Below are 13,940 nucleotides of genomic sequence, written 5' to 3'. Positions count from 1 at the left end.
AAGGTTTTCTGATTGTTATGTGCCGTCCCGGCCCGTTCCACGCAGTGACTTCCATAGAATCGAGGCCTCGCGGCCTCCCAGAGATTGGTACGTAAAGTGGTTTACGCAGTTGTGCGCGCCGGTGGGCGGCAGGAGAAGGTAGAGGTCGGCACCATCGTGACGATGGACCGAATCAAGGCTGACAAGGATGGCGTCGTCGAACTGGCTGCTGTGCTCCTCGTCGACGGCGACAAGATCACCTCGGACTCGACGTCGCTGGCCAAGGTCAAGGTCACCGCTGAGGTTTTGAACAACCTCCGCGGCCCGAAGATCGTTATCCAGAAGTTCAAGAACAAGACCGGTTACAAGAAGCGTCAGGGGCACCGCCAGGAGCTCACTCGCGTTCAGATCACCGGCATCGTCTAGGCCTAGGAGAAGAACAGATGGCTCATAAAAAAGGTGCGAGTTCCAGCCGTAACGGCCGCGACTCCAATGCACAGCGTCTCGGTGTCAAGCGCTTCGGCGGCCAGGTTGTCGGTGCGGGCGAGATCATCGTTCGCCAGCGTGGCACCCACTTCCACCCCGGCGTGAACGTCGGACGTGGCGGCGACGACACCCTCTTCGCTCTCGCCCCGGGTTCGGTTGAATTCGGTGCAAAGGGTGGCCGCAAGGTCATCAACATTGTGGTGGCTGCCGCGTAGGCATCCATTTTTTGTACGAACGTGAGGGCGGGCTTCGGTCCGCCCTTACGTGTTTCTGCGTTAGTTTTCGCCACCTGAAAGGGGCCACCAATGGCCACATTTGTTGACCACGTGACGCTGCACTTGCGAGCGGGTAACGGAGGCAACGGCTGTGTCTCGGTAAAGCGGGAGAAGTTCAAGCCTCTCGCCGGCCCCGACGGCGGCAATGGCGGTGACGGCGGCGACCTCGTTCTCGTCGCCGACCAGAGCACGACGACACTGCTCGGCTACCACCGCTCGCCTCACCGCAGCTCCGAAAACGGCGGCCCCGGAATGGGTGACCACCGCAACGGCGGCAACGCCGAGATTCGTGAACTTCTCGTTCCGATCGGCACCGTCGTCAAGGACATGGAGGGCAACGAGCTCCTCGACATGGATGAGCCCGGCCTGCGCCTCGTCGTGGCCCCCGGTGGCCAGGGCGGGCTCGGCAACGCCGCGCTCTCCTCCACCAAGCGCAAGGCCCCCGGCTTCGCTCTGCTCGGCACCCTCGGCTTCGAGGGCGACGTCTACCTCGAGCTCAAGACCGTCGCCGATGTGGCCCTCGTCGGCTACCCCTCGGCCGGCAAGTCCAGCCTGATCGCGGCGATGTCCGCGGCCAAGCCGAAGATCGCCGACTATCCCTTCACGACCCTGCACCCGAACCTCGGTGTCGTTGACGCCGGCGAGACGCGCTACACCGTCGCCGACGTTCCCGGACTGATCGAGGGCGCGAGCGAGGGCAAGGGGCTCGGCCTCGAGTTCCTGCGCCACGTCGAACGCTGCACCGCCCTGCTGCACGTTCTTGACTGCGCCACCCTCGAGCCCGGCCGTGACCCGCTCAGCGATCTTGACGTGATTCTCGGCGAGCTCGGCGCCTACCCGGTGCCAGAAGGCCAAAAGCCGCTCCTCGAGCGTGCCCAGCTGATCGCCCTCAACAAGATCGACGTTCCCGAAGGCCGCGACCTGGCGAACTTCGTGCGCGCCGACCTCGAAGCCCGCGGCTACCGTGTCTTCGAGATCTCGACGGTCACGCACGAAGGGCTCAAGAGCCTCAACTATGCCCTCGCCGAGGTCGTCGAAGCCGGCCGCATCGAAACCGCCGCGGCCGAAGCCAAGAAGCCGCGCATCGTCATCCGCCCGCGCCCGGTCGACGACGGCGGATTCGTCGTGCGTGTCGAGGGCGGCTCCTTCGGCAACATCTACCGCATCCTCGGTACCAAGCCGGAACGCTGGATTCAGCAGACCGACTTCACCAACGATGAAGCCGTTGGCTTCCTGGCTGACCGGCTCGCCAAGCTCGGCATCGAGAACGAGCTCTACAAGGCCGGCGCCATCAGCGGTTCGACCGTCATCATCGGCCCCGGACACGGCGTCATCTTCGACTGGGAACCCACCCTCACCTCCACGGCGGAACTCATCACCGCACCGCGTGGAACGGATGCCCGCCTCGACGAGCCCAAGCGCCGCACCAGCAACGAACGCCGCACCGAGTACTTCGGCCGCATGGACGCCAAGGCGTCGGCGCGTGCCGAGCTCATTCGCGAGCGCGAAGCCGGCATGTGGCAGACCGGCGAAGAAGAGCAGAACGAAGACGTGCGTTCTGGGGCAGCGGATGCCGAGCCTGAGAGCGACACGGTCGTTGACGCCACCACGGCCGAGACCGAAACCGAGACCGAAACCGCGAATGCGGCCGAGGCCGACACGGTTGACACGGCCGAACCCGCCGACGCACCGACAGAGGACAAGTAATGCCCGGTTTACTCCGTGAGAACGTAGCCACCGCCAAACGGATCGTCGTGAAGGTCGGCTCGTCCTCGATCAGCGGGGACAACGCCGACCAGATCACGCCGCTCGTCGATGCCCTCGCCGAGGCCTACGGGCGTGGCACCGAGGTCGTTTTGATCTCCTCGGGCGCCGTCGCGACCGGGATGCCGTTTCTGAACCTCGACGAACGCCCGGTCGATGTCGCCACCCAGCAGGCGGCCGCAGCCGTCGGCCAGAACGTGCTCATCTTTCGTTACCAGGACAGCCTCGACCGCTACGGCATCGCCGCGGGCACCGTGCTGCTGACCGAGGGCGACATCCTCAAGGAGCCGCACCGCAGCAACACCCGGCGGGCCCTCAACCGGCTGCTCGACCTGCGCATTCTGCCGGTCGTCAACGAGAACGACACCGTCGCCGTGTACGGCCTGCGCTTCGGCAGCAATGACCGGCTCGCGGCCCTCGCGTCGACGCTCATCGACGCGGACCTGCTGATCATGCTCAGCGACGTCGACGCGCTCTACTCCAAGCCCCCGCACCTGCCGGGCGCGGTGAAGCTCGACTTCATCAGCCACGACGACCCGCTCGACAGCTTCGAGTTCAGCTCAAGCGGAGCCACCGGCGTTGGCACGGGGGGAGCGAGCACGAAGGTTGTCGCCGCGCGGCTCGCGACGGCCGCCGGAACCGCGGTGCTCGTCACCAGCACCGACCTCGCCGCCGAAGCCATTCGCGGCGAACACGTTGGTACCTGGTTCGAACCGACCCCGACCGCGATGCGGCGTGCCCTGCTTTAAAACCGGCACCGCTGTAGAACCGGGACCGCTGTAGAACCGGCACCGCTGTAGAACCGGCACCGCTGTAGAAGTCTGGTCGCGTTCGGCGTAACATGGCCGTTCTGCGGGGGCAGATGGATGCCTGCTCGACGGGTGTCACTCGCGGAAAGTAGCACCACGTGTCCCCGCTGTTCAGTCTTCCAACCACCACAGATTCCGTCGCAGGGCGGCTGTCTCGACGTGCTTTTCTTACGGGCGCCGCTGGAACCAGTTTCGGGGTGATCGGTGTGACGGCAGCCGACTGGGTTGGCCCAGCCCGGGCCGCCGGTGCTGCGCACGGTTCACCAGTCGCCGGCGCATTCGGTCAGCACCCCGCTCAGCGGCCCTACCTGGCCGTTCCGGGGCTGGGAGCTGCCGCGATCACCCGTGATGGGTTTCGGCTGTTGTACCCGAGTGGTGTGCGCACACTCTACGTTTCCGGCACCGGCAGTGACTCCAACACGGGGCTGTCCGGCGCGACCGCGTTCCGATCACTGCAGAGTGCCATCGCCGTCGCCCGCGCGGGTGATCGCATTCTCGTCGGCGCTGGCACCTATAGTCACACCCTGTTTTACGATCGACACGGGTCCGACACGGCCTGGATTACCGTTGAGAATGTGCCGGGAACGACCCCGATCATCGACGTGTCGACCTCCGTCGCGTCGTGGGACAGCAGCAAGCTGAACAACGGAATCGATATTCAGCTCTCGAGCCATGTGGCGGTATACGGGCTCGAGATACGCGGCCAGCAGAAGAGCCGGGACACGAACCCGTCTGGGGTGGCCATCTTTCGTTCGTCCAGCCATATCGCGGTTTGGGCCTGCCACATCCATGATTTTCCCGGTGGGGGCATTAACTGTTTCTACGTGGCACAGACGGCCTTCGGCGGCCAGACCCTGCCGGGCGGCGGCTGGGACGCCGTGGACCTGTTCTTCAACACCATCCACGGCACCTCCAAGTACTCCCCGTACAACACCTCGGGTATCAGCTTCTACGGTGCCCAGGACCTCACCGGCACGACCAGCGCCGAGCGCTACGGCAGCGGCTACGGCTACGGCTATCGGGCCGTTGGCAACTACATCTACGACGTGATCTGCACGGTGCCCTACTCTCCGGGAGGCTACGCCTTCGTCACGGACGGTAACGGCATCAGCCCCGACTCCCTGGCGGTGCCCAACAGCCTCAACCCGTCGCTGCGCCCCTACCTGAAACGCGGGCTCATCGAGGCAAACGTGATTGTGGCCTGCGGTGGTCGTGGCGTGCACATCTACAACACGAAAAACGTCGACGTCGTGAATAACACCCTGATTGGCAACCTCAGAACCGCCAGCCCCGCCATCAGCGGATCAACCGAGGTGGCCCTGCAGCTCGACGTCGCCGACCGGAACAACGGCGTGGTCATCGCGAACAACATTCTGGCCCCGATGAACACCTCCAAGACCTTCGACCTGACCGCTCAGACGGTAACCGCGAACACCGCGGTCGGCGGGCGCGATGCGGTGCCCGCCGGTAATCTGGACCTGCGCTCTCGGGGCCTGGCGATTTTCACCCAAACCCCGACCGCTGCCGCCCTGATCGCGGGCATGAATCTCACCGGCCTGGTGCCCACCGTCGCGACGTGGGCGCCACGCCCTTTCGGTTCGCTCGGGTTTCAGGCTCTCGGAGCGACGCCACAGACCGGGGCCAGCGTAACGGTCGGCGCCCTGCCCCCCACGGTCAGGTGAGAACGTCGCCTCGAACGAGAGCATTGTTCGCATCGCGCTTTTCCGTGCGCTCCCAGACGAGTCCGCCGTCACGTCGGAACATGGCGAACCCCTGCGCGAGCGGGATTGACCACCACAGCCAGTAGACCAAGACGAAGAGCAGGTTGACCCTCAGCACGTACCCGACCCGGTCACGCACCCGGGGGAGCACCGGCCGGGACATACGCCCCGCCTGCACCATCCCCCACACCATGAGGGTCAGGGCCAGAAGCATCGTTCCGACCGAGAGTACGGTTGTTCCCAAGCCGAAATCCACCGGGTTGGGCTGCGTTTGGTCGACGACCACCCAGATACCCACGGCAAATCCGATCGGGTTGAAGGCGAGCGACAGGCACGGCACAAAGTTGAGTCGGGCGCGAAACCGTTGCGCCGGGGTCATTCCCATTCGAGTCAGGGGAGTCGACAACGATTGAAAGAACCCGGCAACCCAACGCCGCCGCTGGATGACGCCCTGACGCCACGTCGCCGGAACCTCCTCGATCAGTGGGGATTCGACCACTCCGAGCCGCGCCCCGTTGGTCCACATTCGCATACCGATCTCGGGATCTTCGATCGTCAGCCACGGGTGGAAGCCCCCGACGGTCAGCAGGTCGCTGAACCGAAAGAATAATCCCTTACCGAGCACATAAAACGGATGCCTTCCATCCGCCGACATGTGCTTATACAGCGATGAATCCCACGCGATGTGATCCATGGCGTAGAACGACGCGGGCCAGCTGCTCAACAGATTGCCGGTAATATTCGTGTTCTGCACCACGTCGTAAGTCTGCATGCCGATCGCGGCTGTTTTCCAGTAGTCCGCCGGCACGACGCTGTCCGCGTCGATGTAGGACAGCAGCGCGTCCTCGTTGCCGGGAGCCACCTGGTACATGGCCCAGATCAGCTGACGTGTCTTCTTCGGCGGCAGGTCCTTGTCGCCCTTGCGCTTGTCGTGGTGCCACCAGTAGGCCTTCGGATTCGCCTGCCACGCGTCCCAGACGGCGTTCCAGCTGGGGTGCGTCGTGGCCGGCACGGGAAGCACCTCCAGGAACGGAAATTCCAACTGGAGTCGTTCGAGTGACACAATCGTCTCCCGATCATTGTCGTTCGGGATCGCGATGACGCGCAGCAGCCCCGCCGGATACTCGGCCCGCAGCATGCCGGTGAAGGTGGTGCGCATGGTCTGTTCGAGTTCGCGCAGCACCGGATAGAACAGTACGATCGGCGGGAGCCTGCTGGGCAGCGTGGCCGATCGGTCGACAAGGTTGACCGGCAGGGTGTAGAACCAGATCGTCACGAGCACGCTGACCAGATAGACGATCTGAACGCCGACCAGCAGTGTGGTCAGTACCGCGTCGCTCATACCGTGAGGCCGCGCTTGCGCAGTTCGTCGTTGGCCGCGCTCACCCTGTCGACCGCTGTCTGCGAGCCGACCCAGTTGACGAGTTCGGCAACGCCCTTCTCTCTAAAGCGGTATTCCGGCTCGAATCCGAGGATGTCCTTGGCGAGTGTCGGATCGGCCCAACAGTGCCGAATATCACCCGCGCGGTACTCACCCGTGATGATCGGCTCGATCTCCTCACGCCCCAGGGCGCGGGCCAGGGTGGTCGCGACCTCGGAGATGCTGACGGGATCGCCAATACCGATGTTGATCGCCTGCCCGTTCGCCTTCGGAGCCGTCAGCGCCAGCACGGTCGCGGTCGCGACGTCTTTCACGTGCACGAAGTCACGCTTCTGGTTTCCGTCCTCCATCACGATGGGCGGCAATCCATTCAGAATTCGCCCGCTGAATATGGCGGCAACCCCGGTGTACGGGTTCGACAGAGCCTGGCGGGGACCGTAGGTGTTGAAGTAGCGCACGGCCGTGACGTCGATGCCGTAGGCCGCACCGACCGAGAGGGTCAGCAGTTCCTGGTCCATTTTCGAGATTGCGTAGACGGATGTCGGAAACAACGGCTTGCTCTCGGCCGTGGGGACCGGGGAGAGGTCGTGGCCGCAGATGGTGCACGCGGGCTCCCACCGGCGTTCCCGCAGCTGGGCTTCCGAGCGCAGCCGGGGGGCGATGGCGCCGTGCTCGGCACACCAGTACGAGCCCTCGCCATAGATGGACATGGAGGACGCCACCACAATCTTGGACACCTCGTGCTTGGAATTGACGATGACATCGAGAAGGCGGGCGGTGCCGCCGGTGTTCGCGTCGACGTAGCGGGAAATTTCGTACATGGACTGGCCGACACCGACCTCGGCGGCCAGATGCACGATCTGGTCAACACCCTTGAGCGCCGTCGTGAGGCCCTCGGCATCGTTCATCTCGCCATAGATGAATTCGGCATCCTCGGAAACATAGCGGGGGCCATTCCCCGAGTGCACCTGTTCGACCAGTTTGTCGTAGACCCGAACCTCGTGCCCCTGCCCGAGCAGAATATCCACGACGTGCGACCCAATGAATCCGGCTCCGCCGGTGACGAGAATCTTCATGCGAGTGCTTCTTTCTCGGCCTGGAAGCGGCCATTTCTGTGATGGGTGGGCATGTCAGGCGGCCGGTTCGGCGTAGAGCCGATCCAGGGAGGTGTCGGAGGTCGGGCTGTCCGACTGCCCGTCGGGCTGTCCGCCGACCAGAAACGGCGCCGCATTGCGCACCTCCTCCGGGCGGCTGGCGAACCACGCAATGGTCTGCTTGAGGCCCTGCAGAATTCCCACCCGAGGGCTCCACTGCAGGGAGCGCATGGCCAGGTCGATGTTGGGCTTACGTCGGGTGGGATCATCGATCGGGAGGGGAAAATACTCGATCTCCGACTGGGAACCGGAGAGTGCCACAATGAGCTCGGCGAGACTCGCGACGGTGCGTTCGGCCGGGTTCCCAATGTTGACCGGGCCTGTCTCGGTCGAATCCAGAAGAGCGATGAGCCCGCGAATGAGATCGTCGACATAGCAGAAGCTTCGGGTCTGTGACCCGTCGCCGTAGATGGACAGCGAATCACCGTTCAACGCCTGGGCGATGAACGAGGTCACTACCCGGCCGTCGATGGCCCGCATCCTGGGCCCGTACGTGTTGAAGATGCGCACGATTCCGACATTGGTGCCGCGTGAGCGTCCGTAAGCCGTCGTCACCGCTTCCGCATAGCGCTTGGCCTCGTCGTAAACACTGCGTGGACCGGTCGGGTTGACGTTGCCCCAGTAGTCCTCGCGTTGCGGATGCACCGCGGGGTCACCGTAAACCTCGCTCGTGGACGCCAGAATGAACCGGGCGCCATGCCGGTCGGCGAGTTCCAGCATGTTTTCCGTGCCTCGACTGCCGACCAGCAGCGTCTCGAGCGGGATGCGGTGGTAGTCGGGCGGCGAGGCGGCGCTGGCCAGATGAGCGACCGCATCCACCGGCACGTCGCCGAGGGCGAGATCGAGGGCATCCCGATCTGTGACGTCAACGGTCAGAAAGGTGAAGCGTGGATTCTTGCGGATGTGGGACAGATTCTCCTCACGTCCCGTCACCAGATTATCGACACAGGTAACGGAATCGCCACGGTCGAGCAGGGTCTCGCAGAGATGCGAGCCGAGAAAGCCGGCTCCGCCGGACACGACAATATGCAAAGTTGTACCTCTTTTTCTCGGGTGAGGGCTGCGACTTGTCAGGGTGAGCGAGGGGCGAGCGAGCGGTAAGCAGGGTGAGCGGGCCGCAGGTTCGTTACGTGAGCATATTTCAGCCCCTAATGGGCGTATGTCCCCATTTCGGGGCGGTTGACGGGGGGTGGTTTGCTCACGGAGGATAGCGTGACTGTTTTGAGCCCAGTGCGGCGATTACCTGCGCAAGGATTTCGGTAAACTGCGCTTGGTTGCGCGCGGCGTGGCCGGTGTCGGCGCCGAAAGGCCGGTAGTTTGTGGGGTTGCTCGTTGTGACTGTTGAGACCGTGGGGAACAGGGGTCGATGAGGGCCCACTCGCAGAGTGTGGTGCGGTCGGCCGCCCGCATCGTCGTGAAGGTCGGATCGTCGTCGATCTCCGGCGCGAATGCCGGCCAGATCGCCGTGCTTGTTGACGCCCTCGCCGAGACGCACATGCGCGGGGCGGAGGTCGTGCTCGTGTCCTCCGGCGCGATCGCGATCGGCATGCCCTACCTCAACCTCGACGAGCGCCCGACCGACCTCGCGACGCAACAGGCCGCGGCATCCGTCGGCCAGAATTTGCTCGTGTTCCGCTATCAGGACAGCCTCGACCGCTACGACATCGTGGCCGGACAGGTGCTGCTGACCGCGCATGACCTGGAGAATCCTGCCCACCGCGGCAACGCGCAACGGGCCATGGAGCGCCTTCTCGGGTTGCGCATCATGCCGATCGTCAATGAGAACGACACCGTGGCGACCCATGAGATTCGTTTCGGCGACAACGATCGGCTCGCGGCGCTCGTGGCGACCCTGATCCAGGCCGATCTGCTCGTGCTGCTCAGCGACGTCGACGCGCTCTACACGCGGCCGCCGCACCTGCCGGGCGCCGAGCGCATCGTGCACGTCGACGCCGGGGACCCCCTGCCGGGAATGGTCTTCTCGGCCGCCGGCCCGTCGGGCGTGGGCACCGGGGGAGCGAGCACGAAGGTGACCGCGGCCCGCATTGCCGCCGCCGCGGGCACCGCCGTGCTCGTGACCTCGACCGGCCTCGTGGCCGAGGCCCTGCGCGGGGAGCGCGTCGGAACCTGGTTCGAGCCCTCGCCCACGACCAGGGGGCACACGATGTCGTGGCCGGACGGCAGCACAGGCGTCTTAAAGTAGGCCCGTGTAAACTGGGCGGATGCTGCAGCCGCTGACCGAAATCGCACCGCTCACACCGACTCTCGAGGCCGCCCGCCGCGCCTCACTGAAACTCGCTTCCGCTCCGACCGAGGTGAAGAACCGGGCCCTCGCCGCCATCGCGGGGGGGCTTCGCACGAACTCCGCCGCGATCATCGAGGCCAACGAGGTCGACCTCGCGAACGGCGTCGCCAAGGCCATCTCCGCCGGGCTGCTTGACCGCCTGACCCTGGACGCTGCGCGCATCGCCGCCCTCGCCGACGCCGTCGAGGCGATCATCGGCCTGACCGACCCGATCGGAACGGTCGTGCGCGGCAGCAGCCTGCCCAACGGCATCAAGATCAGCCAGGTTCGGGTGCCCTTCGGTGTCGTCGGCGTCATCTATGAGGCCCGACCGAACGTGACCGTCGACATCGCAGCGATCGCCCTGAAGAGCGGCAACGCTGCCGTTCTGCGCGGCGGATCCGCCGCCGAAAACACCAACCGGGTGCTCGTCGCCGTCGTGCAGGCCGCGATCGAGAGCGCCGGACTGCCCGCAGAGAGCGTGCAGACCATCGACCCCTTCGGCCGCGCCGGAGCGACCGAGCTCATGAAGAGCCGCGGCTACGTCGACGTGCTCATTCCCCGTGGTAGCGCGAACCTCATCAACACCGTTGTCACCGAGTCCACGGTGCCGGTCATCGAAACCGGCGCCGGTGTGGTGCACGTCTACCTCGACGAGAGTGCGCCCGAGCAGTGGGCGATCGACATCGTGCACAACTCCAAGACTCACCGCCCGAGCGTCTGCAACGCGCTCGAGACGCTGCTCGTGCACCGCCACGCGGCCGCGCGCCTGTTACCGGCCGTGCTGGACAAGCTCACCGCGTCCGGCGTGACCATTCACGCGGATGCCCGTGCTCGCTCTCTCTACCCGGCCGCGGTTCCCGCAACCGAGGAGGACTGGTCGACGGAGTACATGAGCCTCGACATCTCGGTGAAGATCGTGGATTCCCTCGACGAGGCGATCGCGCACATCCGTCGCTATTCGACCGGTCACACCGAATCGATCGTGACCAACGACCTCGCGAACGCGGAGCGCTTTCTGAGCGAGGTGGATTCCGCATCCGTCATGGTGAACACGTCGACCCGGTTCACGGATGGCGGCGAGTTCGGCTTCGGCGCGGAGGTGGGTATCTCCACCCAGAAGCTGCACGCCCGCGGCCCGATGGGCCTGCCGGAACTGACCAGCACCAAGTGGGTCGTGCGCGGCTCGGGACAGGTGCGCGCGTAGCCCGCACTAGGATGTATTCGACGGCTTACGCCTCATAATTTTTGTCTGAAGGAGATCCCATGTCGTTTGTGAACGCTGCGTTTGTGACTAGTGTGCTGGCCGAGGCCGAACACGCTGTCGTTGAGTTGCCCCTACCGCTGCTGACCTACCCGGCCGTGGCGCTCGTGCTGTTCGTCGCCCTCGCCGGCGTGCTGTGGAGCTACCGCGACGTCGCGAACCGCCACAGCGCCAAGGCCGAAGCGTACGCCAAGGCGCACGGCGGCGGGTCGTCGGCGGGCGGACACTGAGCTTCGTCGTTCGGAACACTATGTGCACCTTGAAGTCAATCACCACGGCGTGGTGACATCACTGACGACCCGTCGCCCGCGAATTGGCGTGATGGGTGGTACCTTCGATCCCATCCACCACGGGCACCTGGTGGCCGCGAGCGAGGTCGCGCAGAGCTTCGACCTTGACGAGGTCATCTTTGTTCCGACCGGGCAGCCGTGGCAAAAACACGGTGTGACCCAGGGGGAGCACCGTTACCTGATGACGGTCATCGCGACCGCATCGAATCCGCGGTTCACCGTCAGCCGGGTCGACATCAGCCGCACCGGGCCGACGTACACGATCGACACCCTGCGCGACCTGCACGCGGAACGGCCAGACGCCGAGCTCTTCTTCATCACCGGCGCCGATGCCATCACCCAGATCCTGGGGTGGAAAGACGTTCAGGAACTGTGGGAACTGGCCCATTTCGTGGCTGTGAGTCGCCCGGGTCATGAGCTGAGTGTTTCGGGTTTACCGAACCAGGACGTAAGCTTGCTGGAGGTTCCGGCTCTGGCCATCTCGTCCACTGACTGCCGGGCACGTGTGAACCGGGGCTTCCCGGTCTGGTATCTGGTCCCCGACGGGGTTGTCCAGTACATCTCAAAGCATCATCTGTATCGGAGTGTGGCATGACGTTGGGCAACGACCCGCAGCCACTGACCAGGCGCCAAGCCCGAGAGCTGGCCGACAGTCAGGCGAAGGCGTCGACCGACCACCACGGGCGTCACCCCGCTGACAACAGCGCCCCCGACGCGCCCAGTCCGGCCAAGACGGATGCCGCCCCGGTCGATTCCGCCAAGGCCGATTCTGCTTCGACCGCTGGCGCGCCGACGGATGCCGCCCCCGCCGCTCCGCAGTCGGCCAAGGCAGCCCGCCGGGCACGCAGCGCCGACGCCGCGGCCGAGAAAGCACTGGCCAAACCGTCAGCCAAGCAGGCAGCAAAGGCCACGTCCAAGCCCGCAGCCGTACTGCAGGCCGACGCCACCGCGAAGCCCGCAGTCGCCGCGAAGCCTGACGTTACCGAGCGGCCCGCCGCAGAGTCAGCACCGGTCACGACCGAGCGCACCTACACTCGCCGCGAACTGCGAGCGCGCAACACGGCCGCACACCCCGCCGGGGCCGACGACTCATCTGTTGCCACCCCGAGCCCGGCCACGCCCTCATCCGCTCCCGAACCGTTAGACGACTCACCCGCGGTGACGCAGCCGCCCGCGGCCGTCCGAACGCCGATGGCGCGCCCATCGGCCGTTCGGCCCTCGCCCGTTCGCCCGCCCGCACCCCTCGCCGTCGACGACAGCGTGCCGATTCCGCCGGTGCCCGCCAATCATGGGCGACCCGCAGTGAGCCGCCAGTCCAGCCCGACACCGGCTCCGTTCGACGCGAGCCGCCTGCCCGGCCTGCACCCGCCTGTCGGACACTGGTCGGTCGACAGTGACGACGACGAGCCGTCGGCCGATGTGCGCCCCGCGTCGTACGACCGAGCGCGGCCGTTCGATGAAGCAGAGCCCTTCGACCAGATCATGGCCCGCGGCCTGGGCGCCGGTGGCATTCCCACCACGACGAACGCCCTCATTCTTCCGTCGATTCCCAACCAGGGGTCGACGTCGGGGCCGCTCACCGATTCCGGTGAGATCCTGATCACCGGTTCGTTCGATCTTCCCCGCAGCCTGGGGTCGACCGGTCAGCTGCCCAACCACTTCGACTCCTCGGAGATGGACCACATGCTCGACCAGTTCGACGACGATGGTGCACCCGGCGCCGCCGCGCCGGTCAGCGCCAGCCGGGCCGTGAGCACCCACGCGTCCACTCGTAATGTCATGGCGGCGCCCAAGCGACGCTTGCCCTCGCTTCCGGCGGTGCTCGCCATCACGGCGGCGGTCCTCGCGCTCGGCGTGCTGGCCCTGTTCGTCGGTGGCTACCTGCTCAACATCTTCTAGGCCACCTTTTTTCAGGCATCCGCTTCTCGGTCGCCGCTTCTCGAATTCACTCGCATCTCTCTTCCAGACTCAAGGATTTAACTTTATGACCGCTACACCCCACGCACACGAGCTTCTGCAGGTGGCCGTTCTCGCGGCCGACGACAAGGGCGGCGAAAACCTCGTCGCGCTCGACGTGTCGAACCCGCTTCCGCTCGCCGACATCTTCTTCATGGTCACGGGCCGCTCAGAGCGCAACGTGATTGCCATCGCCGGCGAAATCGAAGACAAGCTGATCGAGGCCGGCCACAAGCCGCTGCGTCGCGAGGGGCGCACGGCGGGCCGCTGGGTTCTGATAGACTTTGGGGACTTGGTGGTGCACGTTTTCCACGAGGAAGAGCGCGAGTACTACGGTCTCGAGCGTTTGTGGAAAGATTGCCCGGTCGTACCGATCGAGCTTCCCGCGCACAAGGTTCAGGACTAGCCTGAATTTGCTTCTCGTAGAAAATGTAGTAATCTAAACAAGTTGTTTCGGAGAGATTCGAAACAAATTTGGGTCCATGGCGCAGCCCGGTAGCGCACCTGCATGGCATGCAGGGGGTCAGGGGTTCGAATCCCCTTGGATCCACACCCAAGAAATAAGAAGTATGAAATA

Annotated in this window: 14 protein-coding genes and 1 tRNA gene; 12 read left to right on the top strand and 3 right to left on the bottom strand. The window is 65.0% G+C overall.

The features are described 5' to 3' along the window. Nucleotides 1–96: 96 nt before the first annotated feature. The 5 genes from rplU to E3T55_RS01505 all read left to right on the top strand — a co-directional run bounded on the left by rplU (nt 97) and on the right by E3T55_RS01505 (nt 4,995). On the top strand, nt 97–405 hold the full coding sequence (gene rplU / locus E3T55_RS01525; protein WP_134517817.1) for a 50S ribosomal protein L21: 309 nt from the start codon (nt 97–99) through the stop codon (nt 403–405). A gap of 17 nt (nt 406–422) precedes the next feature. Beyond that, nucleotides 423–680: a 50S ribosomal protein L27 gene (rpmA, locus tag E3T55_RS01520; RefSeq protein ID WP_119976571.1), complete on the top strand. Its 258-nt coding sequence runs from the start codon at nt 423–425 to the stop codon at nt 678–680. Nucleotides 681–770: 90 nt separating this feature from the next. After that, nucleotides 771–2,447 (top strand): GTPase ObgE, encoded by a 1,677-nt coding sequence (gene obgE / locus E3T55_RS01515; protein ID WP_134517816.1) that lies wholly within the window; start codon nt 771–773, stop codon nt 2,445–2,447. Continuing rightward, entirely contained in the window at nt 2,447–3,253 is an 807-nt protein-coding gene (gene proB / locus E3T55_RS01510) for a glutamate 5-kinase (RefSeq protein ID WP_134517815.1), read from the top strand. Before obgE ends, proB (E3T55_RS01510) begins: the two co-directional genes overlap by 1 nt. A gap of 437 nt (nt 3,254–3,690) precedes the next feature. Further along, nucleotides 3,691–4,995, top strand: coding sequence for a right-handed parallel beta-helix repeat-containing protein (locus E3T55_RS01505; protein WP_134517814.1), 1,305 nt, complete (start codon nt 3,691–3,693; stop codon nt 4,993–4,995). On the opposite strand, the gene E3T55_RS01500 is transcribed toward E3T55_RS01505, so the two are convergent. From E3T55_RS01500 to E3T55_RS01490, 3 genes are read right to left on the bottom strand one after another with little or no spacing between them, the layout of a single operon-like run. Beyond that, nucleotides 4,988–6,376, bottom strand: a complete 1,389-nt coding sequence (locus E3T55_RS01500; RefSeq protein ID WP_134517813.1) for a glycosyltransferase family 2 protein — start codon at nt 6,374–6,376, stop codon at nt 4,988–4,990. The genes E3T55_RS01505 and E3T55_RS01500 overlap by 8 nt on opposite strands. Next, complete coding sequence (locus E3T55_RS01495; RefSeq protein WP_134517812.1) at nt 6,373–7,491, bottom strand: NAD-dependent epimerase/dehydratase family protein; 1,119 nt, start codon at nt 7,489–7,491, stop codon at nt 6,373–6,375. Before E3T55_RS01495 ends, E3T55_RS01500 begins: the two co-directional genes overlap by 4 nt. A gap of 54 nt (nt 7,492–7,545) precedes the next feature. Next, nucleotides 7,546–8,589 carry an NAD-dependent epimerase/dehydratase family protein gene (locus tag E3T55_RS01490; protein WP_241992781.1) on the bottom strand — a complete coding sequence of 348 codons (1,044 nt, stop codon included), beginning with the start codon at nt 8,587–8,589 and terminating at the stop codon, nt 7,546–7,548. Nucleotides 8,590–8,935: 346 nt separating this feature from the next. Here E3T55_RS01490 and proB (E3T55_RS01485) point away from each other — a divergent pair, with 346 nt between their 5' ends. The 7 genes from proB (E3T55_RS01485) (at nt 8,936) to E3T55_RS01455 (ending at nt 13,913) form a co-directional block, all read left to right on the top strand. Then, on the top strand, nt 8,936–9,772 hold the full coding sequence (gene proB, locus E3T55_RS01485) for a glutamate 5-kinase (protein ID WP_134517810.1): 837 nt from the start codon (nt 8,936–8,938) through the stop codon (nt 9,770–9,772). 19 nt (nt 9,773–9,791) lie between these two features. Then, entirely contained in the window at nt 9,792–11,060 is a 1,269-nt protein-coding gene (locus E3T55_RS01480; RefSeq protein WP_134517809.1) for a glutamate-5-semialdehyde dehydrogenase, read from the top strand. Between the two features lie 59 nt (nt 11,061–11,119). After that, nucleotides 11,120–11,347: a hypothetical protein gene (locus tag E3T55_RS01475; RefSeq protein ID WP_134517808.1), complete on the top strand. Its 228-nt coding sequence runs from the start codon at nt 11,120–11,122 to the stop codon at nt 11,345–11,347. Nucleotides 11,348–11,399: 52 nt separating this feature from the next. Further along, nucleotides 11,400–12,002, top strand: a complete 603-nt coding sequence (gene nadD / locus E3T55_RS01470) for a nicotinate-nucleotide adenylyltransferase (RefSeq protein ID WP_174775418.1) — start codon at nt 11,400–11,402, stop codon at nt 12,000–12,002. Then, entirely contained in the window at nt 11,999–13,306 is a 1,308-nt protein-coding gene (locus E3T55_RS01465; protein WP_134517806.1) for a hypothetical protein, read from the top strand. Before nadD ends, E3T55_RS01465 begins: the two co-directional genes overlap by 4 nt. An 85-nt stretch (nt 13,307–13,391) precedes the next feature. Next, nucleotides 13,392–13,769: a ribosome silencing factor gene (gene rsfS / locus E3T55_RS01460; protein ID WP_134517805.1), complete on the top strand. Its 378-nt coding sequence runs from the start codon at nt 13,392–13,394 to the stop codon at nt 13,767–13,769. A 70-nt stretch (nt 13,770–13,839) separates the two neighbouring features. Continuing rightward, nucleotides 13,840–13,913 (top strand) — tRNA-Ala (locus E3T55_RS01455). Nucleotides 13,914–13,940: the final 27 nt, after the last annotated feature.

Source organism: Cryobacterium frigoriphilum (assembly GCF_004403305.1).
GTDB lineage: Bacteria > Actinomycetota > Actinomycetes > Actinomycetales > Microbacteriaceae > Cryobacterium > Cryobacterium frigoriphilum.
Note: the sequence above shows the minus strand (reverse complement) of the source record. Positions and strands in the feature narration are given on the sequence as shown.

What these genes read in the sequence shown, in the direction of transcription:
- rpmA (WP_119976571.1), top strand. Translation starts at nt 423, where the DNA reads ATGGCTCATAAAAAAGGTGCGAGTTCCAGCCGTAACGGCCGCGACTCC.
- obgE (WP_134517816.1), top strand. Translation starts at nt 771, where the DNA reads ATGGCCACATTTGTTGACCACGTGACGCTGCACTTGCGAGCGGGTAAC.
- proB (WP_134517815.1), top strand. Translation starts at nt 2,447, where the DNA reads ATGCCCGGTTTACTCCGTGAGAACGTAGCCACCGCCAAACGGATCGTC.
- E3T55_RS01500 (WP_134517813.1), bottom strand. Translation starts at nt 6,376, where the DNA reads ATGAGCGACGCGGTACTGACCACACTGCTGGTCGGCGTTCAGATCGTC.
- E3T55_RS01495 (WP_134517812.1), bottom strand. Translation starts at nt 7,491, where the DNA reads ATGAAGATTCTCGTCACCGGCGGAGCCGGATTCATTGGGTCGCACGTC.
- proB (WP_134517810.1), top strand. Translation starts at nt 8,936, where the DNA reads ATGAGGGCCCACTCGCAGAGTGTGGTGCGGTCGGCCGCCCGCATCGTC.
- E3T55_RS01480 (WP_134517809.1), top strand. Translation starts at nt 9,792, where the DNA reads ATGCTGCAGCCGCTGACCGAAATCGCACCGCTCACACCGACTCTCGAG.
- E3T55_RS01475 (WP_134517808.1), top strand. Translation starts at nt 11,120, where the DNA reads ATGTCGTTTGTGAACGCTGCGTTTGTGACTAGTGTGCTGGCCGAGGCC.
- E3T55_RS01465 (WP_134517806.1), top strand. Translation starts at nt 11,999, where the DNA reads ATGACGTTGGGCAACGACCCGCAGCCACTGACCAGGCGCCAAGCCCGA.
- rsfS (WP_134517805.1), top strand. Translation starts at nt 13,392, where the DNA reads ATGACCGCTACACCCCACGCACACGAGCTTCTGCAGGTGGCCGTTCTC.